Source organism: Streptomyces sp. NPDC050732, assembly GCF_040654255.1.
Taxonomy (GTDB): domain Bacteria; phylum Actinomycetota; class Actinomycetes; order Streptomycetales; family Streptomycetaceae; genus Streptomyces.
The window spans coordinates 51,932-75,197 of sequence record NZ_JBFAHP010000026.1 but is presented as its reverse complement, the minus strand read 5'-3'; the positions used below and the strand labels follow the sequence as shown (position 1 = coordinate 75,197).

Sequence of the window (23,266 nt, the reverse complement as noted above, 5' to 3'; positions counted from 1 at the left end):
CCGCCGGTGAATCGCGGTCGGAATCGGCGCGGCGTCCCCTCCTGTGCGAGGGGCATTTTTATTTGGCCCAGCAGGCCGATTCCGTAGGCAGAGACGATCGATGGAGCTTTGAGGATCATGAGCGAGACGAATTCTGCTGCCGCCTCCGAGGTGGCCGCACCGCACCGCTATACGGCCGCTCTGGCCGCCGAGATCGAGGCACGCTGGCAGGACTTCTGGGACGCCGAAGGCACCTACGAGGCGCCGAACCCGAGCGGTGACATGGCCGCGCGGGGCGAGGCCGAGACCGCTCTGGTCGGCAAGCCCAAGAAGTTCATCATGGACATGTTCCCGTACCCCTCCGGAGCGGGCCTGCACGTCGGCCACCCCCTGGGCTACATCGCCACGGACGTCTTCGCGCGCTTCCAGCGCATGACCGGACACAACGTCCTGCACACCCTGGGCTTCGACGCCTTCGGCCTGCCCGCCGAGCAGTACGCCGTGCAGACGGGCACCCACCCGCGGGTCTCCACCGAGGCCAACATCGAGAACATGAAGGCCCAGCTGCGCGCACTGGGCCTGGGGCACGACAAGCGGCGCTCGTTCGCGACGATCGACCCCGAGTACTACAAGTGGACCCAGTGGATCTTCGTCCAGATCTTCAACTCCTGGTACGACGCCGACGCCGCGAAGGCCCGCCCGATCGCCGACCTGGTCGCGCAGTTCGAGAGCGGTGACCGTGCCGTACCGGGCACCACGCGCGCGTGGAGCGAGCTGGACGCCGCCGAGCGCGCCGACGTGCTGAGCCAGTACCGCCTGGCCTACGCCTCCGACGCGCCCGTCAACTGGTGCCCCGGCCTGGGCACCGTCCTGGCCAACGAGGAAGTCACCGCCGACGGCCGTTCCGAGCGCGGCAACTTCCCCGTCTTCAAGGCCAAGCTGCGCCAGTGGAACATGCGCATCACCGCGTACGCCGACCGGCTGCTGGACGACCTGGACGCGCTGGACTGGCCCGAGGCCATCAAGCTGCAGCAGCGCAACTGGATCGGCCGTTCCGAAGGCGCCCGCGTGAACTTCCCCGTGGGCACCGAAGGCGACGCGATCACCGTCTTCACCACCCGCCAGGACACCCTGTTCGGCGCCACCTACATGGTCCTGGCGCCCGAGCACGACCTGGTCGACAAGGTCGTCCCCGCGGCCTGGCCCGAGGGCACCCACGAGGTGTGGACCGGCGGACACGCCACGCCCGCCGAGGCCGTCGCCAAGTACCGCGCCTTCGCCGCGTCGAAGTCCGACGTGGAGCGCCAGGCCGACGCCAAGGAGAAGACCGGCGTCTTCACCGGCGTCTACGCCACCAACCCGGTCAGCGGCGAGCAGGTCCCCGTCTTCATCGCCGACTACGTCCTGATGGGCTACGGCACCGGCGCGATCATGGCCGTCCCGGCGCACGACAGCCGCGACTTCGCCTTCGCGCGCGCCTTCCACCTGCCGATGCGCTGCGTGGTCGATCCGTCCACAGCGTCTGACAGCGGCTCCGCCGCGGGCCGGGGCACCGACACCCGGACGTGGGACGACGCCTTCTCCTCGTACGAGGCGAAGCTGATCAACTCCTCGAACGAGGAGGTCTCCCTGGACGGCCTGGACGTGGCGAGCGCCAAGGCCCGCATCACCGGCTGGCTGGCCACCCGCGGCATCGGCGAGGGCACCGTCAACTTCCGCCTGCGCGACTGGCTGTTCAGCCGCCAGCGCTACTGGGGCGAGCCCTTCCCGATCGTCTACGACGAGGACGGCATCGCCCACTCGCTGCCCGAGTCGATGCTGCCCCTGGAGCTGCCGGAGGTCGACGACTACTCCCCGCGCACCTTCGACCCGGACGACGCGGACACCTCTCCGGAGACGCCGCTGTCCCGCAACGAGGACTGGGTCAACGTCACCCTGGACCTGGGCGACGGCACTGGTCCGCGAAGCTACCGCCGCGAGACCAACACCATGCCCAACTGGGCCGGTTCCTGCTGGTACGAGCTGCGCTACCTGGACCCGCGCAACGACCAGCAGCTGGTCGACCCCGCCGTCGAGCAGTACTGGATGGGCCCGCGCGAGGGGCAGCCGACCGGCGGCGTCGACCTGTACGTGGGTGGCGCCGAGCACGCGGTGCTGCACCTGCTGTACGCGCGCTTCTGGTCGAAGGTCCTGTTCGACCTGGGCCACATCTCGTCCGCCGAGCCGTTCCACAAGCTGTACAACCAGGGCATGATCCAGGCCTACGTCTACCGGGACAGCCGCGGCTTCCCGGTGCCGGCCGCCGAGGTCGAGGAGCGCGACGGCACGTTCTTCTTCGAGGGCGAGCCGGTCAAGCGCGAGCTGGGCAAGATGGGCAAGTCCCTGAAGAACGCGGTCACGCCGGACGAGATCTGCGACGAGTACGGCGCGGACACCCTGCGCCTGTACGAGATGGCGATGGGCCCCCTGGACGTGTCACGTCCCTGGGACACGCGCGCGGTCGTCGGCCAGTACCGCCTGCTGCAGCGGCTGTGGCGCCTGATCGTCGACGAGTCGACCGGTGAGGTCACCGTCGCGGACGTCGCCGAGGCCGACATCGACGAGGCCACCCTGCGCGCCCTGCACAAGGCGATCGACGGCGTCCGCCAGGACCTGGACGGCATGCGGTTCAACACCGCCATCGCCAAGATCACCGAGCTGAACAACCACCTGACGAAGGTGGGCGGCACGGTGCCGAGGTCCGTCGCGGAGCGCCTGGTGCTGCTGATCGCGCCGCTGGCCCCGCACATCGCCGAGGAGCTGTGGCGCAAGCTGGGCCACACCGACTCGGTCGTCCACCAGGACTTCCCGGTCGCCGACCCGGCATACGTCGTGGACGAGTCCGTGACCTGCGTCGTGCAGATCAAGGGCAAGGTCAAGGCGCGCCTGGAGGTCCCCCCGTCGATCTCCGACGCGGAGCTGGAGAAGGTGGCGCTGGCCGACGAGAGGGTCGTGGCCGCGCTGGGCGGCGCGGGCATCCGCAAGGTGATCGTGCGGGCGCCGAAGCTGGTGAACATCGTTCCCGCGTAGCGGCATAGGGGTATTCCCTTACGGGCAGGTTGGGGGTTCCGCTGGAACCTCCGGCCTGCCTTCTCCGTTTACGGTGGAGGAGTCGCTGGAGCGGACATCGCTTGAGCGCACCGGACCGGATGCGGAGAGGAGCGTCATGGGAGCCGTGGGCGCAGTCGTGGCGCTGCTTTTCGTGCTGTTCTTGGTACTGGGCGTCTATCTGACGGTGAAGGCGGTCAGGGCGGCCAAGCGGGGCGTGGACCGCACCATCCAGGAGGCCCGCCGGACGGTGGAGGACACCACGCTGCGGGCGAAGAGCTTCGCGGTCGGCCCCGCCGCCGAACTGGCCCAGCTGCGCCTCTCCTTGCGCACCTCCATGCGCGCCACACAGGACGTTCTGCAGGCGGGCGCCGCCGACGACGCGTCGCTGAAGGAGACCCTGCAGCTCTTCGACCGGCTCAGCGTCCACGGCCACGAGCTGGACGACGAACTCCGGCGCCTGGAGCGCGACCCGGACAAGGCCGCCCTGGCCGAGCGGCTCCCCGAGATGCGGGAGCGCACGGAGCAGATCAAGAAGGCCGCCGACTCCCTGCGCTGGTCGGCGCGCGACCGGGCCCGCCGCTTCGCCAACGACGACCTGGACGCACTGAGCACACAGATCGACATGGAGGCGGGCGCCCTGCGGCACTGGACGACGGAGCCGTCGCCGGCCGAGGCTCCCGCCGCGTGGCCCGAGCCCGCGGCGGACGCCGGCAAGGACGCCGAACAGGCCTGGTCCGAGCCGTCCGGGTCCACCCGGCAGACGGCCCAGGAGCCGACACGGCCCGCGATCACCCCGCCCACCGCCAGGCCGACGTATCCGTGGGAGAAGAAGACCAAGCCCGAGAGCACGACCTGACCCGCCCGGTGACAGCCCTGACCGCTCGGAGACAGCTCCGACGACCGCCCCGTGACGGATGGAGCTGCCCCGGAGCCGGGTGCGCGGGGGCCGGGCTGCCACCCGGCGGCGCAGACAGGTAATCTCCAGCTCATGTCCCGCCATGTCGCGATCGTCACGGATTCAACGGCCTACCTGCCGCAGCCGACGATGGACCGGCACGGCATCACCGCGGTGCCCCTGACCGTCGTCCTCGGGGATCAGGCGCTGGAGGAGGGCACCGAGATCTCGGCCCGCTCGCTCGCCCTCGCGCTGCAGAAGCGGAAGTCGGTGACGACGTCCCGGCCCAGCCCCCAGCTCTTCGCCGAGACGTACCGGAAGGCGGCCGAGGCGGGCGCCACGGCCATCATCTCGCTGCACCTGTCCGCCGAGTTCTCCGGTACGTACGACGCCGCGGTCCTCGCCGCGAAGGAAGCGCCGGTGCCGGTGCGGGTGGTGGACACCGGCATGGTCGCGATGGCCCTCGGCTTCTGCGCCCTCTCGGCGGCTCAGGCCGTGGAGGCGGGCGACTCGGTGGAGGAGGCGGTGGCGGCCGCGGAGAAGCGGGCCGCCGGCACGTCCGCGTACTTCTACGTCGACACCCTCGACTATCTGCGCAGGGGCGGCCGCATCGGCGCCGCGCAGGCGCTGCTGGGCTCCGCGCTCGCCGTCAAGCCGCTGCTGAAGCTGGACGGCGGCCGCATCGACATGCTGGAGAAGGTGCGGACGGCGTCGAAGGCGATCGCCCGGCTGGAGGAGATCGTGGTCGAGCGCGCGGGCAGCGGCCGGGTCGACATCGCGGTGCACCACCTGGCGGCGCAGGAGCGGGCGTCGGTGCTCGCCGAGCGGCTCAGGGAGCGGGTGCCGGGCCTCGCGGAGCTGCACGTCAGCGAGGTCGGCGCGGTGATCGGGGCGCACACCGGGCCGGGGCTGCTGGGAGCCGTGGTCTCGCCGCGGTGAGGTGCGGCTCGGCCTTGGAATCCCTCGTGCGGGTGACGGAGATATCCACAACTGCCGAGTAGTCCACGGAAATTGAGCAAGATCAACAACTTTCTCCCGCTGTGCCTAACGTCGTCGGCATGGCGATTCGATCACTTTCCAGGACAGCTTCCGCGACGAGCGGCCCGGGCCGCGCGCCCGCGTCAGACGGCCGGGCGAACCACCGTCAGGCCCGTGAGCGGGCCCGCCGCAGGCGAGCCTCTGCTGCCTCGGCCGCCTCGGTCGCCTCGGCGGAGGCGGTCCGACTGCGGGCGGAAAGCCTCTTCGCCGAGCCGCAGCCGCCGCCACAGACAACACCGTCGCGGCCGTCGCCGCGTTCTCCGCGGCTGGACGTGGCGGCTGCCGACGCCGAGCCGGTGGGCGGGGCTCCGGTCGGCGGCGGATCAGTACCGCGCGCCCCGATGCCCGTGCCCGGATGGGCGCGGGAAGCGGAGGCGAAGGCGGAGGTGGGGGAGCCGCCCGACGCGGAGGTGGAGCCGCGGTCGGGCCCCTCGCGGCGCGAGCGGATGGGGCTCGCCCTGCGGGAGCGGCTGCCTGTGTGGCTGCAGTCGCGGTGCGGTCTGGAGCGGCGCGGCGTGGTCGCTCTCGTCGTGGTCCTCGCCGTCGCGGCGGTGTTCGCGGCGCAGCATTTCTGGTCGGGCCGGACCCAGCCCGTGCGGCCGCCCGAAGTGGTGCGCGCGGCGGGCGCCGCCGCCGACCGGGACGCGGAACCGGTTCCGTCGCCGGGCCCTCCGGCGCAGGCGGGACGGGCCGCGGAGAGCGGGGGCGGTGCGGGCGGCCCGGGTGGTGCGGCGGCCGCCGGTGGCCCCGCGGGCGTGATCGTCGTGGATGTCAGCGGGAAGGTCCGCCGCCCCGGGGTGCATCGGCTGCCTGCCGGGTCCCGGGTGGCCGACGCCCTGCGGGCCGCCGGCGGGGTCAGGCCCGGCACGAAGACGGACGGCCTCAACCGGGCGCGGTTCCTCATGGACGGCGAGCAGGTGGTGGTGGGAGCAGCCGCCACAGCCGGCGGGGCGAGTGCGGGCGCAGGAGCAGCGGGCGCGGGTGCGGCGGCAGGAGTGGGAGGCGCGGCGGGTGCGGCAGGAGGGGGCGGGGCGGCCGCCACCGGCCCGATCGGCCTGAACACGGCGACCGCCGAGCAGCTCGACGAACTCCCGGGCGTCGGCCCCGTATTGGCGCAGCACATCCTCGACTACCGAGCTGAGCACGGCGGTTTCCGCACCGTCGAAGAACTCCGCGAGGTCAACGGCATCGGCGACCGGCGCTTCGCCGACATCCAGGATCTCGTACGGCCATGACGCGCGCGGCAGTTCACCTCGCGTCGGGTCACCGGCTCGGCGCCTCGAACCCCCGGCAGGAGGGCCCGGCCGACCTCCGCCTTGTGCCGCCCGCACTCGCGGCATGGGTGGCGGCGGCACTGATGCTGGACGCCCCGCCCCGGTGGGCGGTCGCCACGGTGGCGGTCTGCGTGCTCGCGGCCGGAGCGCTGATGGTGACGTGGACCGTCCGGGGGAGACGGGTGCGGGGCGCCGGGCGGCCCGGGCGGGCGGCGGGGCGGCGGCAGTGGGGGAGGCTCTCGGCGGCGGCGGTTCTGCTCTGCGCCGCCGGGGCGACCGCCTCAGCGGCTCTGCACGGCGCGGACCTGCACCGTGGCCCCGTCCCCGTGCTGGCCGGCGACTACGCGGAAGTGGAAGCGGAGTTCAAAATCACGTCCGATCCCCGGCGCTCCCGGCCTCCCGTCGCGCGTGCGCACACGATGCCCCCCGCGGTCGTCCTGGACGCCGAGGTCGTGCGGGTCAGGGAGGCGGACGGGACGACGACCACGACGCGAACGCCGGTCCTGGTCGTCGTGCGGACGGGCAGCGTGGACTCCGCGAAAGACGCGGGCCGGGGTGACGCGGCCGCGAGGCACAGCACGAAGCGTGCGGGGCAGAACGCGCGACAGAGGGCTGGGCCCGAGGAGGCCTGGCTCGCGCTGTTGCCGTCGACCCGGGTGCGTGTGCGGGCCCGGCTGGCCCCGCCCTTGCCGGAGGGGGACCGGGTCGCGGCGGTGCTCCGGGTGTCGGGGGAGCGGGCGCCGCGGGTGGTCGGGGCGCCGTCCGGTGCGCAGCGGCTGGCGGGCCGGCTGCGGGGCGGACTGCGCGAGGCCACGGACGGTCTGCCGGCCGACGCCCGCGCCCTGCTCCCCGGGCTCGTCATCGGGGACACGTCCCGGGTGCCGGCCGAGCTGGACCAGGCCTTCCGGGCGACCGACCTCACACATCTGCTCGCCGTCAGCGGTGCGAACCTCACGATCGTCCTGGTCCTGCTCATCGGACCGCAGGGCAGCGCCCAGCGGGCCGAACGGCGTGGTCTGGCACCGAAGCTGGGCATTCCGTTGCGGACGACGGCGGTGCTCGGCGGGGCGCTCACCCTCGGGTTCGTGATCGTCTGCCGTCCGGACCCGAGCGTGTTGCGGGCCGCGGCGTGCGGGCTGATCGCGCTCCTCGCCATCGCCACCGGGCGGCGCAGGTCACTGATCCCCGCACTCGCCACGGCGGTTCTGCTCCTCGTCCTGTACGACCCGTGGCTGGCCCGGAGTTACGGATTCCTGCTCTCCGTCCTGGCCACCGGCGCGCTGCTCACCCTCGCACCGCGCTGGGGGGCCGCGCTGCGCGGCCGGGGGATCCCGCCGCGGTTCGCCGACGCGCTGGCCGCCGCGGCCGCGGCGCAGGCGGTGTGCGCACCCGTCGTCGCGGTCCTCGCGGCCCGGGTGAGCCTGGTCGCGGTGCCGTGCAACCTCCTCGCGGAGTTCGCGGTCGCGCCCGCCACCGTGCTCGGCTTCGCGACACTCGCGGCGGCGCCGGTCGCGATGCCCGTCGCCCGGGCCCTGGCCTGGGGCGCGAGTTGGCCCACGGAGTGGATCGCGGGAATCGCCCGCACCGGGGCGGCGCTCCCCGGGAGCGGGGTCGACTGGCCGGGCGGCTGGCGCGGTGGACTCCTGCTCGCGGTGGCCACCGTGGCCCTCGCCCTGGTGGGACGCAGGATCGTGCGGCACCCCTGGGCGGCCACGGCCTGTGCCGCGCTCCTCTTCCTCCTGATCGTCCAGCCTCCGCCCGTCACCCGGGTGATCGCAGGCTGGCCGCCACCGGGATGGCGCATGGTGATGTGCGACGTCGGGCAGGGCGACGCCGTGGTGCTCGCGGCGGGCGACGGCGCGGGGGTGGTGGTCGACGCGGGGCCCGACCCGGTGGCCGTCGACCGCTGTCTGCGTTCGCTCGGGATCACGCGCGTGCCGCTCGTCCTGCTCACACACTTCCACGCCGATCACGTCGCGGGCCTGCCGGGAGTGCTGCGAGGGCGTGCGGTGGGAGAGATCCAGACGACGGGGTTCCAGGAGCCGCCGGAGCAGGCCGCGTTCGTGCGGGAACGGGCCGCTGCGGCGAGTGTGCCGGTGGTCCCGGCCGCGGCGGGGGAGCGGCGTCGCACGGGTCCCCTGGACTGGCAGGTGCTGTGGCCCACGGCGGCACCGGTGCCGCGCCCCGAGGGGCCGAACGACGCGAGTGTCACCCTGCTCGTGCGGACGGGCGGACTGACCTTGCTGCTCCTCGGGGATCTGGAGCCGCCCGCCCAGCGAGCCCTGCTGCGCACCCCGGCGGCCGCGTCGCTCGCCTCCGTGGACGTGCTCAAGGTCGCCCATCACGGCTCCGCCCACCAGGACCCGGAGCTCCTGCGCAGGGCGGCGCCGCGGCTGGCCCTGATCTCCTGCGGCGCCGACAACTCGTACGGACATCCGGCGCCCGTCACCCTGGCGGCGCTGCGGGCCGGGGGAGCGCAGGTGGTGCGCACGGACACGCAGGGGGCGATCGCGGTGGTGGGGTCGGGCTCCCGGTCGACACCACGGCTCGAAGTGGCCACCCGGCCGCCTTGACCAGGGACGGGCCACCCCCGGATGCCCCGTGGACGCATGTCACCCCACCTGCACGGCAGGGGCGGCTACCGCGGGGAACCCCGCCCTGAGCAGGCAAGATATGAAGGAAGGAGGGCCAATTCGGGCCAGTCGCGACACTTCGCGGCGCATCGGCAGCATTCCCGTGATCTGGGTCCGTGTTGCATCGAAAGCCGCAACGGTGATCGAATGCCTCTTCGTTGCAGTTTGCAGGTGTTGTGGTGTTGTCAAGCAAGGCGGGGGTGTGTCGCACGTGTTCGGCCGTTGGCTGGGAAACCGTATGAATCTGGCTGGACGGACGAGACCGTTGTCGGCGCTCACGGTTCCGTCGAGCGCGGGAGTGCTCAGCTGCCGGGTGCTCGACCCGGTCAACGAACCCGTGCGGAACGCGGAGTTCGCCGTCAGCGACGCCATGGGCCGCAAGGTCGTCAGCGGCGGCACGGACCCCTTCGGATCGTTCGTCACCGCTGTTCCGGCCGGGGACTACCGCCTCGCGGTCTCGGCGGAGGGCTTCACTCCGTACCGGGCGAGCGCCACGGTTGCGGAGGACGCGCACGCCTCGCTCGGCGACGTCACGCTCCAGGTCGCCCCGCCCCCGGCGCTCCCCGAGCCCGGCGACTGGGAGATCGACCCGCTGCACTCCTCGGTCGGCTTCACCGCGCGGCACATCGGGCTCGCCCGCATTCACGGGCGGTTCAACAGCTTCGCGGGTGCGATCAGGCTGGGCGAGCGGATGGAGGAGTCCGCGATGCACGTCGTCATCGACGCGGCCTCCATCGACACCGCGGTCCAGATGCGCGACGACCACCTGCGGTCCGGTGACTTCCTGGACGTGGCGCGCTATCCGACGATGGAGTTCTACAGCGACCGCTTCGTCCACAAGGGCGGCAGCCGCTGGGCGATATCCGGCGGCCTGACGCTGCACGGCGTGACGCGTACGGTCACGCTCGACACGGAGTACCTCGGTATCGGCAAGGGCCTCGAAGGGGAGACCCGCGTCGCCTGCCGCGCCACCACCGAACTGCACCGCGACGACTTCACGATCACCTGGCAGACGATGCTCGCGCGCGGTATCGCCGCCGTCGGGCACAGCATCACGATCGACCTCGACATCCAGGTCATCCCCAAGACCGGCTGACCAAGACCCGCTGACCAGGACCGGCTGACCAAGAGCGGCCGGCCTTCCCCTACGGGGCCTCCAGCCAGCCCTCGTGTTCGGCGGCCAGCGCGTCGAGGGCCGTCGGGTCCAGGCGGGAGCCGGGGTCCTCGACCACGACGAGCCACTGGGCGTCTTCGGCGTCGTCCTCGCCGGCGAGGGCGTCGCGGACGAGCTGGGGTTCCTCGGTCACGCCGAAACGGTCGGGGAGCTCTTCGGCCACCGTCTCCGCGGCATCGCGGTCGGGCAGCACCAGGACATGTCGTACGTCGTTCACCGGTCCATTCTCCGACAGGGGCCGGGCGGCTCGGGGCGGGGTGTCAGTGGCGCGTGGGATGCTTGACCGCGATGGCCAGGAAGACAGATACCGCCGCGTCCGACCCGCTCACTCCCCTCACGCTCGCCGTGGGGCAGGAGGAGCTCCTCCTCGACCGCGCCGTGCAGCAGGTGGTCGCGGCCGCCCGCGCGGCCGACGCGGACACGGACGTGCGCGACCTCACCTCCGACCAGCTGCAGCCCGGCACCCTCGCCGAGCTGACCAGCCCGTCGCTCTTCGCCGAGCGCAAGGTCGTCGTCGTGCGGAACGCGCAGGATCTGTCGGCGGACACGATCAAGGACGTCAAGGCGTATCTGGCATCGCCCGTCGAGGAGATCACCCTCGTCCTGCTGCACGCGGGCGGCGCGAAGGGCAAGGGCATGCTCGACGCCGCGCGCAAGGCGGGCGCGCGCGAGGTCGCCTGTCCCAAGATGACCAAGCCCGCGGACCGGCTGTCGTTCGTGCGGAGCGAGTTCCGGACCCTGGGCCGTTCGGCGACCTCGGAGGCGTGCCAGGCGCTCGTCGACTCGATCGGCAGCGATCTGCGGGAGCTCGCCTCGGCGGTCTCCCAGCTGGCGGCGGACGTCGAGGGCACGATCGACGAAGCGGTCGTCGGGCGGTACTACACGGGCCGTGCGGAGGCCTCCAGCTTCACGGTCGCCGACCGGGCCGTCGAGGGCCGGGCCGCCGAGGCGCTCGAAGCGTTGCGCTGGTCCCTCGCGACCGGGGTCGCCCCCGTCATGATCACCAGCGCCCTCGCGCAGGGTGTCCGGGCGATCGGCAAGCTCTCCTCCGCGCGCGGTGGGCGCCCCGCCGACCTCGCCCGTGAGCTGGGCATGCCGCCCTGGAAGATCGACCGCGTCCGTCAGCAGATGCGGGGCTGGACGCCGGACGGTGTGGCCGCCGCGCTCACCGCCGTCGCGGCGGCCGACGCGGGCGTCAAGGGTGGCGGTGACGATCCGGAGTACGCGCTGGAGAAGGCCGTGGTCGCCATCGCCCGGGCGGCTCGCTCCGGTCGCCGTTAGTGCGCCGCCAGTGCGCCGCCAGTGTTCCGCGCAGGTCGGCGGTCTCTTCCCCTGCGGGTAGCCCGTGACCTGGCTGTTCTTCCCTGCGGGGTAGCCCGTGGCTGTTCGCGCAGTTCCCCGCGCCCCCGGCGGGGTGCCCCCGCCCCTCAGACACAGCAACGCCCCCGGAGTGGGTCCGGGGGCGTTGGCGCAGCGTGGCGTACTGCGTGGTCTGTCCGCGATTCGAGGTAGAGGGCTCGAATTACCCTCGCGGGAGGATTGATCAGCGCCCCGGCGCACTGGACGTGCATCAGCCGGGGTAGGGGCTTCAGCCCTTGAGAGCCGCGGCCTTCGTCGCAAGCGCCGACTTCTTGTTGGCGGCCTGGTTCTTGTGGATGACACCCTTGGAGACGGCCTTGTCGAGCTGGCGCGTGGCCTCACGCGTGAGCTCGGCGGCCTTCTGGGCGTCACCGGCGGCAACGGCCTCGCGGGCCTTGCGGATCGCGGTCTTCAGCGAAGACTTGACCGCCTTGTTGCGCTGACGCGCCTTCTCGTTGGTCTTGATCCGCTTGATCTGGGACTTGATGTTCGCCACGAAAGAGCCTTTTCAGGTTCAGGTACTGCAGAGGTACTGCAGATGAATTTGATGACACGCGCCTCGACGCTTGAGAGGGCTACGAGACACAGCTGTCCACGGTACCAGCCGCCCTCGGACCGGCCCAAACCGAGCGCAGTGCGCCACCCATGGGACGATGGAAGCTACGTATAGATCCGACCCGAGGCTACAGGCGCCTCAAGAGACAGGACCCTGCGTGCCCGCGACCCCTAACAATGTGCCCGAGCCGAGCCGTACCGACCCGGCTCTGATCCGCAATTTCTGCATCATCGCGCACATCGACCACGGCAAGTCCACGCTCGCCGACCGCATGCTCCAGCTCACCGGGGTGGTGGAGCAGCGGCAGATGCGTGCTCAGTACCTCGACCGGATGGACATCGAGCGCGAGCGCGGCATCACGATCAAGTCCCAGGCGGTGCGTCTGCCCTGGGCCCCGAACGAGGGCCCGGACCAGGGCAGTACGCACATCCTCAACATGATCGACACCCCGGGCCACGTCGACTTCACGTACGAGGTCTCGCGTTCGCTCGCGGCCTGTGAGGGCACGATCCTCCTCGTCGACGCGGCCCAGGGCATCGAGGCGCAGACTCTCGCCAACCTCTACCTGGCGATGGAGAACGACCTCAAGATCATCCCCGTACTGAACAAGATCGACCTGCCGGCCGCCCAGCCGGAGAAGTTCTCCGAGGAGCTCGCCAACCTCATCGGCTGCGACCCCGCGGACGTGCTGAAGGTCTCCGCCAAGACCGGCATGGGCGTCGAGGCGCTGCTCGACAAGGTCGTCGCCGAGATCCCGCCGCCGGTCGGCGTCGCGGACGCGCCCGCCCGCGCGATGATCTTCGACTCGGTCTACGACTCCTACCGCGGCGTCGTGACGTACGTGCGAGTCGTCGACGGCCAGCTCAACAAGCGTGAGCGCATCCGGATGATGTCCACCGGCGCCACCCACGAGCTCCTGGAGATCGGCGTCTCCTCGCCGGAGATGACCTCGGCCGACGGCATCGGTGTCGGTGAGGTGGGCTACATCATCACCGGCGTGAAGGACGTCCGTCAGTCCAAGGTCGGTGACACGATCACCTCCCTGCACAAGGGCGCCACCGAGGCCCTCGGCGGCTACAAGGACCCGAAGCCGATGGTCTTCTCGGGTCTGTATCCGCTGGACGGCTCGGAGTACCCGGACCTGCGCGAGGCCCTGGACAAGCTGCAGCTCAACGACGCCGCGCTCGTCTACGAGCCGGAGACCTCGGCCGCGCTCGGCTTCGGCTTCCGCGTCGGTTTCCTGGGGCTGCTGCACCTCGACGTGATCCGCGAGCGCCTGGAGCGCGAGTTCGGGCTCGACCTCATCGCCACCGCTCCGAACGTGGTCTACCGCGTGATCATGGAGGACGGCACCGAGCACACGGTCACCAACCCGAGTGAATTCCCCGAGGGCAAGATCGACGAGGTGTACGAGCCCGTCGTGCGCGCCACGATCCTCGCGCCCAGCGAGTTCATCGGCTCGATCATGGAGCTGTGCCAGAACCGGCGCGGCGTCATGCTCGGCATGGACTACCTCTCCGAGGACCGCGTCGAGATCCGCTACACGCTGCCGCTCGCCGAGATCGTCTTCGACTTCTTCGACCAGCTGAAGTCCAAGACGCGCGGTTACGCCTCGCTGGACTACGAGCCCACGGGCGAGCAGTCCGCGCAGCTCGTCAAGGTCGACATCCTGCTGCACGGCGACAAGGTCGACGCGTTCTCCGCCGTCACGCACAAGGACGCGGCGTACGCGTACGGCGTGCGGCTCGTCGCCAAGCTGCGCGAGCTCATCCCGCGCCAGGCGTTCGAGGTGCCGGTGCAGGCCGCGATCGGCTCCCGGGTCATCGCCCGCGAGACCATCCGCGCCATCCGCAAGGACGTCCTCGCCAAGTGCTACGGCGGTGACATCTCCCGTAAGCGCAAGCTCCTGGAGAAGCAGAAGGAGGGCAAGAAGCGCATGAAGATGGTCGGCTCCGTCGAGGTGCCGCAGGAAGCCTTCATCGCGGTGCTCTCCAGCGACGACAGCGGGCCCGGCAAGGCCAAGAAGTAGTCGCCCCTGCCGCGGGTGAGCGGCCGCCACGCGGGCCCGGTGCGCACACGCACCGGGCCCGCGGCGCGTTGCGGCGGGCCTGCTCATTCCGTTTGGGTGTCTGTAGGAAGTGACAGGCAGCTGCCCCTTACGCACGAGGCGTCGGAGCTCTACTCTGATCACCACTCGTAGGTTACTCGCAAGTTAAACAAGTAGCCGCAGGGACATGAGAAGCAGTCGTAACAGCAGCCGTAAGCAGCAGACGTAAGAAGCGGCCGCCAGCCAGTTCGCCGCACCGTCGTGGGCCCGGAGGATGTCGTGAGCGACACACAGACCTTGATCGAGAACCGTCCGCCCTCCGTGGCGCATCTCTTCCTGGAGCGCGTGGCGGCCACACCGGACGCCGAGGCCTACCGCTACCCCGTCCCGGCGGCCTCCGGTGAGGGCCCCGACGACTGGAAGTCGCTCAGCTGGGCACAGGCCGCCGACCGCGTCCACGCCATCGCCGCCGGACTCATCGAGCTCGGCCTGCGCTCGGAGGACCGGGTCGCGCTCGCCTCGTCCACGCGCGTCGAGTGGATCCTCTGCGACCTCGGCATCATGTGTGCGGGCGCCGCCACCACGACCGTCTACCCGCAGACCAACGCCGAGGAATCGGCGTACATCCTGGCCGACTCCGGCAGCCGGGTGCTGATCGCCGAGGACGCCGCGCAGCTCGCCAAGGCCCGCGAGAAGCGGGCCGACCTGCCCGAACTGCGGCACGTCGTGGTGCTCGACCCCAAGGGCGCGGACCCCGTCGAGGGCGACCCCGACGGCTGGGTGCTCACGCTCGCCGACCTGGAGGCCCGCGGCGCCGCGCACCTGGAGAAGAACCCGGAGCTCATCAAGGAGCGGATCGCGGCGATCAGCAAGGATCAGCTCGCCACGATCATCTACACCTCCGGCACCACCGGCCGCCCCAAGGGCGTGCGCCTGCCGCAGGACAACTGGTCGTACATGGCCAAGGCCATCGCGGCGACCGGCCTCCTCGGCCCGGACGACGTGCAGTACCTGTGGCTGCCGCTCGCGCACGTCTTCGGCAAGGTGCTGACCTCGGGCCAGATCGAGCTCGGGCACGTCACCGCCGTCGACGGCCGCGTCGACAAGATCATCGAGAACCTGCCGGTCGTGCAGCCGACGTACATGGCGTCGGTGCCCCGCATCTTCGAGAAGGTCTACAACGGTGTCGCGGCCAAGGCGCGCGCGGGCGGCGGCGCCAAGTACAAGATCTTCCTGTGGGCGGCCGAGGTCGCCCGCGAGTACGCGAAGGTCAGCCAGGACAACTTCCGCAGGACCGGCACCGCGTCGGTGCCCTTCGGACTGCGCGCCAAGCACAAGGCCGCCGACACCCTCGTCTACTCCAAGCTGCGCGACGCCTTCGGTGGCCGGCTGCGCGCCGCCGTCTCAGGATCCGCCGCGCTCGCGCCCGACATCGGCTACTTCTTCGCGGGCGCCGGCATCCACATCCTTGAGGGGTACGGCCTGACCGAGTCCTCCGCGGCCTCCTTCGTGAACCCCGGCGAGGCCTACCGCACCGGCACGGTCGGCAAGCCGCTGCCCGGCACCGAGGTGCGCATCGCGGACGACGGCGAGATCCTGCTGCGCGGCCCCGGCATCATGGAGGGCTACCACGGCCTCCCCGACAAGACCGCGGAGGTCCTTGAGTCCGACGGGTGGTTCCACACCGGGGACATCGGCGAGCTGTCCGTCGACGGCTATCTGCGGATCACGGACCGCAAGAAGGACCTGATCAAAACCTCCGGCGGCAAGTACATCGCGCCCGCCGAGGTGGAGGGCCAGTTCAAGGCCGTGTGTCCGTACGTGTCCAACATTCTCGTGCACGGCGCCGACCGGAACTTCTGTACCGCCCTGATCGCCCTCGACGAGCCCGCGATCCTGGAGTGGGCCAAGGAGAACGGCCTGGAGGGCAAGTCCTACGCCGAGGTGTGCGCGGCTCCCGCGACGGTCGAGCTCATCGACGACTATGTGCGGCAGCTCAACGAAGGCCTGCAGCGCTGGCAGACCATCAAGAAGTTCCGGCTCCTGCCGCGCGACCTGGATGTCGAGCACGGCGAGCTGACGCCCAGTCTGAAGCTGAAGCGTCCGGTGGTCGAGCGGGAGTACAAGCACCTGATCGAGGAGATGTACGCGGGTTCGCGCGAGGCCTGAGCGCGAAGTCAGAGCGCAGGCGAGGGGCGCGCGGCCCGGGGTCCGGGGGCCTGTCGTGCGCGGCCGGGGCTTCCCGCAGAGGTCCTAGGTGTCCCGGCCGCGGCGCATCTCCTGCACGAGTTCCTCCATGTGCGTCACATGGCGGCGCAGTTCGAGGACGTCCTTGAGGCTGCTCGCGGCCATATGGGTCTCGATCGCCGAGAGCCGTGCGGCCAGCTCGTCGAACTGGCGCTGCTCGCGAGCCAGTATCCGCTCCAACTGCCGGTTCTTACGATGCAGTTCGAGGAAGACGGTGACCTTGGCGCGCAGCACCCAGGGGTCGAACGGCTTGGTGAGATAGTCCGCCGCCCCCGTCGCGTAGCCACGGAAGGCGTAGCCCGCGTCGTTGTCGGTGCCCGTCAGGAAGATGATGGGCACATCCTTGGTCTGGTCGAGGCGTTTGATGTTCGAGGCGGTCTCGAAGCCGTCCATGCCGGGCATGCGGACGTCCAGGAGGATCACGGCGAATCGTTGCCTCAGAATCGCCTTCATGGCCTCCTCGCCCGAACGGGCGCGCACCAGCGGCTCGTTCAGTGATCCGAGGACGGCTTCGAGCGCCATCAGGTTGTCCTCCATGTCGTCGACCAGGAGGATGCTCGCGCGGTTGTCGGTAGTGGCCTCTGCACTCATGGTCACGGTGCCTCACTCGGTTGCCGGCGGAACAGCGCTTTCTCCCTGGGTGCTCGGCTGTTCCGGAGCGACGGTCTCTGGATCGGGGGATTCGGCGGCGGTGGGCCGCTCGGCGGTCGCTGAGCCCGCGGGGTCCAGGAGGGCACAGACGACGCCGAGCAGCTGGTCCACGTCCACGGGTTTCGGTACGTAGTCGGTGGCGCCCTGGGCGATGGCCTTCTCGCGGTCCCCGGGCATGGCCTTGGCGGTGAGGGCGACGATCGGCAGGCCCCGCCAGCGGGGACTGCGCCGGATCGCGGCCATGGTTTCGTAGCCGTCCATCTCCGGCATCATGATGTCCATCAGGACGATGTCGACCTCCGGATTGCGTTCCAGCGTCTCGATGCCCTCACGGCCGTTCTCCGCGTACAGGACGGGCATGCCGACGCGGCTCAGTACGTGGGTGAGCGCGAAGACGTTGCGGATGTCGTCGTCGACGATGAGCACCCTGCGGCCCGGGAGTATGCGGCCCGCGCGCCCCTCCTTCCACTCCTCCAGCTTGGTGGGCGTGGGCCAGCTGTCGTCGGGTTCCAGGCTGGTGTGCGGCCGCAGCGCGGCCTGCTCCATCGGCTCCGGCAGGTGTTGCGTGTGCGTCGCCGCGTACGCGACGGCGGCCGCGCCGTGGCCCGGATGCACCACGGGAACGTACAGCGAGAAGGTCGAACCCTGGCCGGGGGCGCTCTCCGCGGTGATACGGCCGCCGAGCAGGCCCGCGATCTCGCGGCTGATGGAGAGGCCGAGGCCGGTGCCGCCGTACTTGCGGTTGGTGGTGCCGTCGGCCTGCTGGAACGCCTCGAAGATGACTGGGAGTTGCTCGGGCGGGATGCCGATGCCGGTGTCCTTGACCTCGAAGCAGAGCAGGTCGTCGTTGTCGTGGACCAGCCGGTCGCGGGCGGTCTCCTTGACGCGGCTGACCCGCAGCTCGACGCTGCCCGCCGAGGTGAACTTCACCGCGTTCGACAGGAGGTTGCGCAGGATCTGCTGGAGGCGCTGCTCGTCCGAGAACATCTCGCGCGGCACGTCCTCGCCGACCGACACGTCGAAGGCGAGCCCCCGGTCGAGGGTGAGCGGGCGGAACGTGGCGTGGACGTAGTCGAGGACCTTGATGAGCGGGAGCTTCTTGGGGCGTACGTCCATCCGGCCTGCCTCGATCTTCGACAGGTCCAGGATGTCGTTGATGAGCTGGAGCAGGTCGGAGCCGGAGCGGTGGATGGTCGTCGCGAACTGCACCTCCTGGTCGGAGAGGTGGTTGTCGGGGTTGTCGGAGAGCAGCCGCGCCAGGATCAGCAGGGAGTTGAGCGGGGTGCGCAGCTCGTGCGACATGTTCGCGAGGAACTCCGACTTGTACTGCGAGCTCGTGGCGAGGAGGGCCGCCTTCTCCTCCAGCTCCGCGTTCGAGCGGCGCAACTCCGCCTGCTGCCGCTGGAGTTCGTCCGACCGCTCCTGGAGCTGGGTGGCCAGGCGCTGGGACTCGCCGAGCAGCGACTCCGTACGGGAGTTGGCGATGATGGTGTTGATGGCGACGCCGATGGTGTTCACGAACTGGTCGAAGAACGCCAGGTGGACGTCGGAGAAGCGGGAGAACGTGGCCAGCTCGATCACGCCGAGCAGCTTGTCCTCGAAGAGGATCGGGATGATCACGACGGTGGCCGGGGCCGCGTCGCCGAGCCCCGAATGGATCTTGATGTAGTCCGGCGGGACCTCCTCGACGAGGATGCGCTTCTTCTCCAGCGCGGCCTGGCGCACCAGGCCCTGCGCGGGCATCCCGCCGGTGTCGACGACCGATCCCTGTGCCGCGCCGTACCCCGCGATGAACGCGAGCCCCTTCGCGGTGACCTGGGTGGGCGCCGGGCTCTCCGCGGTGTCCGGGTCGGCGAGGAAGAACGCGCCGTACTGCGCGTTCACCAGCGGGGTCAGCTCGCGCAGGATCAGGTCGGCGACCTCCATCAGGTCGCGGTGGCCCTGCATCAGGCCCGCGAGACGGGCGAGGTTGGACTCCAGCCAGTCCTTCGCGCGGGTGGTCTCGCGGAGGTTGGACACCATGAGGTTGATGTTGTCCTTGAGGTCGGTGACCTCGCCGCGCGTCTCGACCGTGATGGCGCGGGTCATGTCGCCCTGGGCGACGGCGGAGGCGACCTCGGCGATGGCGCGGACCTGGGTGGTGAGGTTCAGCGCCAGCTCGTTCACGTTCGTCGTCAGGCGCTTCCACGTGCCGTACACGCCCTCGACCCGGGCCTGCCCGCCCAGCTGGCCCTCGGAGCCGACCTCGCGGGCCACGCGGGTGACCTCGGAGGAGAACGAGGACAGCGTGTCCACCATGGTGTTGATGGTGGTCTTCAGCTCCAGGATCTCGCCGCGCGCGTCCACGTCGATCTTCTTGGAGAGGTCGCCCTGGGCCACGGCGGTCGCGACCTGCGCGATGTTGCGGACCTGGCCCGTGAGGTTGTCCGCCATGTAGTTGACGTTGTCGGTGAGGTCCTTCCACACCCCGGACACGCCGAGGACCTGCGCCCGGCCGCCCAGCCGGCCGTCCGTGCCGACCTCGCGGGCGACGCGGGTCACCTCGTCGGCGAAGGCGCGCAGCTGCTCCACCATGGTGTTGACGGTGTCCTTCAGCTCCAGGATCTCACCGCGCGCCGTCACCGTGATCATCTTGGAGAGGTCGCCGTTGGCGACGGCGGTGGTGACCTGGGCGATGTTGCGGACCTGGGAGGTGAGGTTCGACGCCATGAAGTTGACGTTGTCGGTGAGGTCCTTCCACACGCCCGAGACGCCCCGGACCTGGGCCTGACCACCGAGGTTGCCCTCCGTGCCGACCTCGCGGGCGACGCGGGTGACCTCGTCGGCGAAGGCGGAGAGCTGGTCGACCATCGTGTTGATCGTCGACTTCAGCTCCAGGATCTCGCCCTTCGCCTCCACCGTGATCTTCTTGCCGAGGTCGCCCTGGGCGACGGCCGTCGACACGAGCGCGATGTTCCGCACCTGGGAGGTGAGGTTGTCGGCCATGAAGTTGACGTTGTCGGTGAGGTCCTTCCAGACGCCCGATACGCCCCGCACCTGGGCGCGCCCGCCCAGATTTCCCTCCGTGCCGACCTCGCGGGCGACGCGGGTTACCTCGTCGGCGAAGGCGGAGAGCTGGTCCACCATCGTGTTCACCGTCGACTTCAGCTCCAGGATCTCGCCCCGGGCGTCGACGGTGATCTTCTGGCTCAGGTCGCCGTTGGCGACGGCGGTGGTGACCTGGGCGATGTTGCGGACCTGGGAGGTGAGGTTCGACGCCATGAAGTTGACGTTGTCGGTGAGGTCCTTCCACACGCCCGACACCCCGCGCGCCTGGGCGCGGCCGCCCAACTGGCCCTCCGTGCCGACCTCACGGGCCACGCGCGTCACCTCGGCGGCGAACGCGGAGAGCTGCTCCACCATCGTGTTCACGGTCAGCTTCAGTTCGAGCAGCTCACCCGTGGCCTCCACGGTGACCGTGCGGGTCAGGTCGCCCTGCGCCACCGCGGTGGTGACGAGGGCGATGTCCCGCACCTGGGCCGTGAGCCGCGATGCCATCGTGTTGACGGCCTCCGTCACGTCCCGCCAGCTGCCCGAGAGCCCCCGCACCTTGGCACGCCCGCCGAGCCGCCCCTCCGTGCCCACCTCGCGGGCGACACGCGTGACTTCACCCGTGAAGAGGGACAGCTGATCGACCATCGTGTTGACGGCGCGCCCCAGACGGCGTAAATCGCCCCGCAGTTCACGGGTGCCGTCGTGCAGGTCCACGCGCTGCGTCAGATCGCCGCCCGCCACCGCGTTCAGCACCCGGGTGGCGTTCGCCGCCGGCGCGACCAGCGCGTCCAGCAGGGTGTTGACCTCCGAGACACGCGCCGCCCAACGGCCCTGCCCGGGGCTCGCGCCGAACCGCTCGTCCAGGCGGCCGTGCCGTATGATCTCGCGGCGCACGCGGACCAGTTCGCCGTCGAAGTGCAGCGAACGGTCGAGCATTTCGTTGAAGACCGCGTACAGCTCGGCGGTGATGCCCTCGCCGACCGGTGCGACCTTGGTGAAGTCCCCGTCCCGTGCGGCGCGCATGGCGGCGAGAAGCGGACGCAGCTGACTGGTGACCGATTCCGCGCCGGAGTCGGCCTTCTGCGCCGGAACCGGAAGCCTGTCCCGGCCGGACACAGGCATAGCACTGTTCTCACTCATAACGGCCCACTTCAGTGACTCGGTGCTTATGGGCGTGGTCAGTCTGTCACTCTGTCGGTGTCGCCTGAGGCGCATTCGCCCGAACTGCTCAGGAGCCGCACCGTGGGGTCCATTCCGATGCAACGGAAGAACGATTTCCGTGCCTCTGCCATGGATCCGGACGGCTCGGGCCCACCGGCGGTGGTGCGCACCTCGCTGCCCGGGAACCCGCTGGCGCCCGCCGCCGCGCGCCGGTTCGTGCGCGCGGCCCTCGCCGACTGGACCGAGCTCGGCGTGCCCGCCGCCGCGGGCATCACCGACCGCCTGGCCGACGACTCCGTGCTGCTCGTCAGCGAATTGGTGACCAACGCCGTCGTGCACGCGGGCACCGCCGTCGACCTGCTGTGCCGGCTCGACGACGCGCTGCCCGACGAGAGCACGGAAGCCCTCGTCATCGAGGTCTCCGACCACCACCCCTCCCGCGCCGTCCGCAGCGAACAGGGCCCGCCGCCGCCCTCCGGCACGCCCGAGTACGGCCGGGGCCTGCAACTCGTCGCGACCCTCTCCGGGTCCTGGGGCATCACCTACCGCACGGGCACCAAGACGGTCTGGGCCCGGCTGCCCGTCGAAGGCGTCAGGGCCGCCCAGGAGATCGAGTCGTACGCGACCGAGCAGGCGCTCCAGCGCGGCCTGCGCGCCGCCGAGATCCTCGCGCCGCTGCCCAAGCGCACCTCGGACGACATGGAGTGGGCCAACAGGGGCGCGCTGACCTTCCTCGCCGAGGCGTCCGACCTGCTGGCCGGACAGTTCGACGAGGACATGGTGGCCGCCCTCGCCGGGCAGCTGCTCGTGCCGCGCCTCGCGGACTGGTGCGCGGTGTGGCTGGAGGACGCCTCGGAAGGGCCGGCGCGCGGGAGCGTGGGGGCGCCGGGGGCGCGCCTCGCCCGCGTGTGGCACACCAGTGAGCACCGGATAGAGGAACTGCGCCGCGTCCTGGAGAAGGAGCCGCCCCGGGTGCCCGAGGCGGCGGGCTCGGGCGCGTTTCCTGTTCCCTGGCCGGGGGAGGCGCTGGCGGGCGGGGTGGGCGGGGCGTCTGGTGGGGTCGGCGGGTCCGGTGGCTCCGAGGTGACCGTTGTGGTGGCCGAGGGTTCCGGGGCGTCCGGGTCGTCCGGGGCGGCTCTGGCGTACCGGCTGACCGCGGGCGGGCGCGCGCTGGGCACGCTCCTCATCGGGCGGGCCGGTCTCGTCCGGTTCCCCGACGAGGTCACCGGCCTGGTCGAGGACTTCAGCCGCCGGGTCGCCCTTGCGATCAGCACGGCGCGGCGCTACCAGCGCCAGGCCAACATCAGCCAGGTCCTCCAGCGCGGACTGCTGCCCAGCAAGGTCGCGGAGATCCCCGGCGTGGAGAGCGGCCTGGTCTACGAACCCCGGGACAAGGGCGGCCCCGGCGGCGACTTCTACGACGTGTTCCAGGCGGGTGAGGGCCGCTGGTGCTTCGCGCTCGGCGACGTCCAGGGCAAGGGGCCGGAGGCGGCCGTCGTCATCGGGCTCGCCCGCCCCTGGCTGCGGCTCCTCGCCCGCGAGGGGTACCAGGTCGCGGAGGTCATGGACCGCCTCAACCAACTGCTCCTCGACGACGCGACCGAGGCGGCGGACGCGGCGGCGGCGGTCGTCGCGGTGGCGGGCGGGCAGGGCGTGCCGCCCGACGGACCCACCTCGCGCTTCCTCTCGCTCCTCTACGGGGAGCTCGTGCCGTACGAAGGGGGCGTGCGCTGCACCATCGCGTGCGCCGGGCATCCGTTGCCGCTCCTTCTCTCCCCGGAGGGGGAGGTACGGGAGGCGGCCACTCCGCAGATGCTGCTCGGGGTCGTCGACGACGAGACGTACACGAGCGAGGCCTTCGACCTGCGCACCGGCGAGACGCTGCTGTGCGTCACGGACGGCGTGACCGAGCGCCGGGTGGGGCGGCGCCAGTTCGACGACGGGAACGGGCTCGCGGAGGCGCTGGCCGGGTGCGCGGGGCTGGACGCTCCGCTGGTGGCGGAGCGGATCCGGAGGCTCGTCCACGAATTCTCGGAGCGGCCGCCGGACGACGATCTGGCGTTGCTGGTGCTTCGGGCTCGGTAAGTGGGGGGTGAGGTGAGCGGTGTGGGGTTGCCTCGGGGTGCGGG

Annotated in this window: 14 protein-coding genes; 10 read left to right on the top strand and 4 right to left on the bottom strand. The window is 71.0% G+C overall.

Annotated features, from left to right (window positions below):
• The first annotated feature begins 117 nt into the window (after positions 1–117).
• The 6 genes from leuS (at position 118) to AB0H82_RS23500 (ending at position 10,005) form a co-directional block, all read left to right on the top strand.
• Complete coding sequence (leuS, locus tag AB0H82_RS23525) at positions 118–3,048, top strand: leucine--tRNA ligase (protein WP_362995741.1); 2,931 nt, start codon at positions 118–120, stop codon at positions 3,046–3,048.
• 136 nt (positions 3,049–3,184) lie between these two features.
• Entirely contained in the window at positions 3,185–3,925 is a 741-nt protein-coding gene (locus tag AB0H82_RS23520; protein WP_362995739.1) for a hypothetical protein, read from the top strand.
• A gap of 132 nt (positions 3,926–4,057) precedes the next feature.
• Positions 4,058–4,903, top strand: coding sequence for a DegV family protein (locus tag AB0H82_RS23515; protein ID WP_362995737.1), 846 nt, complete (start codon positions 4,058–4,060; stop codon positions 4,901–4,903).
• Positions 4,904–5,022: 119 nt separating this feature from the next.
• Entirely contained in the window at positions 5,023–6,237 is a 1,215-nt protein-coding gene (locus AB0H82_RS23510; protein WP_362995735.1) for a helix-hairpin-helix domain-containing protein, read from the top strand.
• On the top strand, positions 6,234–8,849 hold the full coding sequence (locus AB0H82_RS23505; RefSeq protein ID WP_362995733.1) for a ComEC/Rec2 family competence protein: 2,616 nt from the start codon (positions 6,234–6,236) through the stop codon (positions 8,847–8,849). The genes AB0H82_RS23510 and AB0H82_RS23505 overlap by 4 nt, the downstream gene beginning before the upstream one ends.
• Positions 8,850–9,120: 271 nt before the next feature.
• Positions 9,121–10,005 carry a YceI family protein gene (locus tag AB0H82_RS23500; RefSeq protein WP_362995817.1) on the top strand — a complete coding sequence of 295 codons (885 nt, stop codon included), beginning with the start codon at positions 9,121–9,123 and terminating at the stop codon, positions 10,003–10,005.
• A 49-nt stretch (positions 10,006–10,054) separates the two neighbouring features.
• On the opposite strand, the gene AB0H82_RS23495 is transcribed toward AB0H82_RS23500, so the two are convergent.
• Positions 10,055–10,300: a hypothetical protein gene (locus tag AB0H82_RS23495; RefSeq protein WP_362995731.1), complete on the bottom strand. Its 246-nt coding sequence runs from the start codon at positions 10,298–10,300 to the stop codon at positions 10,055–10,057.
• 71 nt (positions 10,301–10,371) lie between these two features.
• On the opposite strand from AB0H82_RS23495, the gene holA reads away from it, so the two are divergent.
• Positions 10,372–11,364: a DNA polymerase III subunit delta gene (holA, locus tag AB0H82_RS23490; RefSeq protein ID WP_362995729.1), complete on the top strand. Its 993-nt coding sequence runs from the start codon at positions 10,372–10,374 to the stop codon at positions 11,362–11,364.
• A 307-nt stretch (positions 11,365–11,671) separates the two neighbouring features.
• Here the strand turns inward: holA and rpsT are convergent, their stop codons facing one another.
• On the bottom strand, positions 11,672–11,938 hold the full coding sequence (gene rpsT, locus AB0H82_RS23485) for a 30S ribosomal protein S20 (RefSeq protein ID WP_362995727.1): 267 nt from the start codon (positions 11,936–11,938) through the stop codon (positions 11,672–11,674).
• A 217-nt stretch (positions 11,939–12,155) separates the two neighbouring features.
• Between rpsT and lepA the strand changes: the two genes are divergently transcribed.
• Together lepA and AB0H82_RS23475 are read left to right on the top strand one after the other, a co-directional pair.
• Positions 12,156–14,027: a translation elongation factor 4 gene (gene lepA / locus AB0H82_RS23480; RefSeq protein ID WP_362995725.1), complete on the top strand. Its 1,872-nt coding sequence runs from the start codon at positions 12,156–12,158 to the stop codon at positions 14,025–14,027.
• 297 nt (positions 14,028–14,324) lie between these two features.
• On the top strand, positions 14,325–16,214 hold the full coding sequence (locus AB0H82_RS23475; protein WP_362995723.1) for a long-chain fatty acid--CoA ligase: 1,890 nt from the start codon (positions 14,325–14,327) through the stop codon (positions 16,212–16,214).
• An 84-nt stretch (positions 16,215–16,298) separates the two neighbouring features.
• On the opposite strand, the gene AB0H82_RS23470 is transcribed toward AB0H82_RS23475, so the two are convergent.
• Both AB0H82_RS23470 and AB0H82_RS23465 read right to left on the bottom strand, forming a co-directional pair.
• Positions 16,299–16,883, bottom strand: a complete 585-nt coding sequence (locus AB0H82_RS23470) for a response regulator (RefSeq protein ID WP_362995815.1) — start codon at positions 16,881–16,883, stop codon at positions 16,299–16,301.
• Positions 16,884–16,895: 12 nt separating this feature from the next.
• Complete coding sequence (locus AB0H82_RS23465; RefSeq protein WP_362995813.1) at positions 16,896–20,999, bottom strand: HAMP domain-containing protein; 4,104 nt, start codon at positions 20,997–20,999, stop codon at positions 16,896–16,898.
• A gap of 267 nt (positions 21,000–21,266) precedes the next feature.
• Between AB0H82_RS23465 and AB0H82_RS23460 the strand changes: the two genes are divergently transcribed.
• Positions 21,267–23,222: an ATP-binding SpoIIE family protein phosphatase gene (locus AB0H82_RS23460; RefSeq protein ID WP_362995721.1), complete on the top strand. Its 1,956-nt coding sequence runs from the start codon at positions 21,267–21,269 to the stop codon at positions 23,220–23,222.
• The last annotated feature ends 44 nt before the right edge of the window (positions 23,223–23,266 follow it).

Excerpts from the sequence above, each read along its gene's own strand:
- leuS (WP_362995741.1), top strand. The coding sequence starts at position 118 with ATGAGCGAGACGAATTCTGCTGCCGCCTCCGAGGTGGCCGCACCGCAC.
- AB0H82_RS23520 (WP_362995739.1), top strand. The coding sequence starts at position 3,185 with ATGGGAGCCGTGGGCGCAGTCGTGGCGCTGCTTTTCGTGCTGTTCTTG.
- AB0H82_RS23515 (WP_362995737.1), top strand. The coding sequence starts at position 4,058 with ATGTCCCGCCATGTCGCGATCGTCACGGATTCAACGGCCTACCTGCCG.
- AB0H82_RS23510 (WP_362995735.1), top strand. The coding sequence starts at position 5,023 with ATGGCGATTCGATCACTTTCCAGGACAGCTTCCGCGACGAGCGGCCCG.
- AB0H82_RS23505 (WP_362995733.1), top strand. The coding sequence starts at position 6,234 with ATGACGCGCGCGGCAGTTCACCTCGCGTCGGGTCACCGGCTCGGCGCC.
- holA (WP_362995729.1), top strand. The coding sequence starts at position 10,372 with ATGGCCAGGAAGACAGATACCGCCGCGTCCGACCCGCTCACTCCCCTC.
- AB0H82_RS23470 (WP_362995815.1), bottom strand. The coding sequence starts at position 16,883 with ATGAGTGCAGAGGCCACTACCGACAACCGCGCGAGCATCCTCCTGGTC.
- AB0H82_RS23465 (WP_362995813.1), bottom strand. The coding sequence starts at position 20,999 with ATGCGCGCCGCACGGGACGGGGACTTCACCAAGGTCGCACCGGTCGGC.
- AB0H82_RS23460 (WP_362995721.1), top strand. The coding sequence starts at position 21,267 with ATGGATCCGGACGGCTCGGGCCCACCGGCGGTGGTGCGCACCTCGCTG.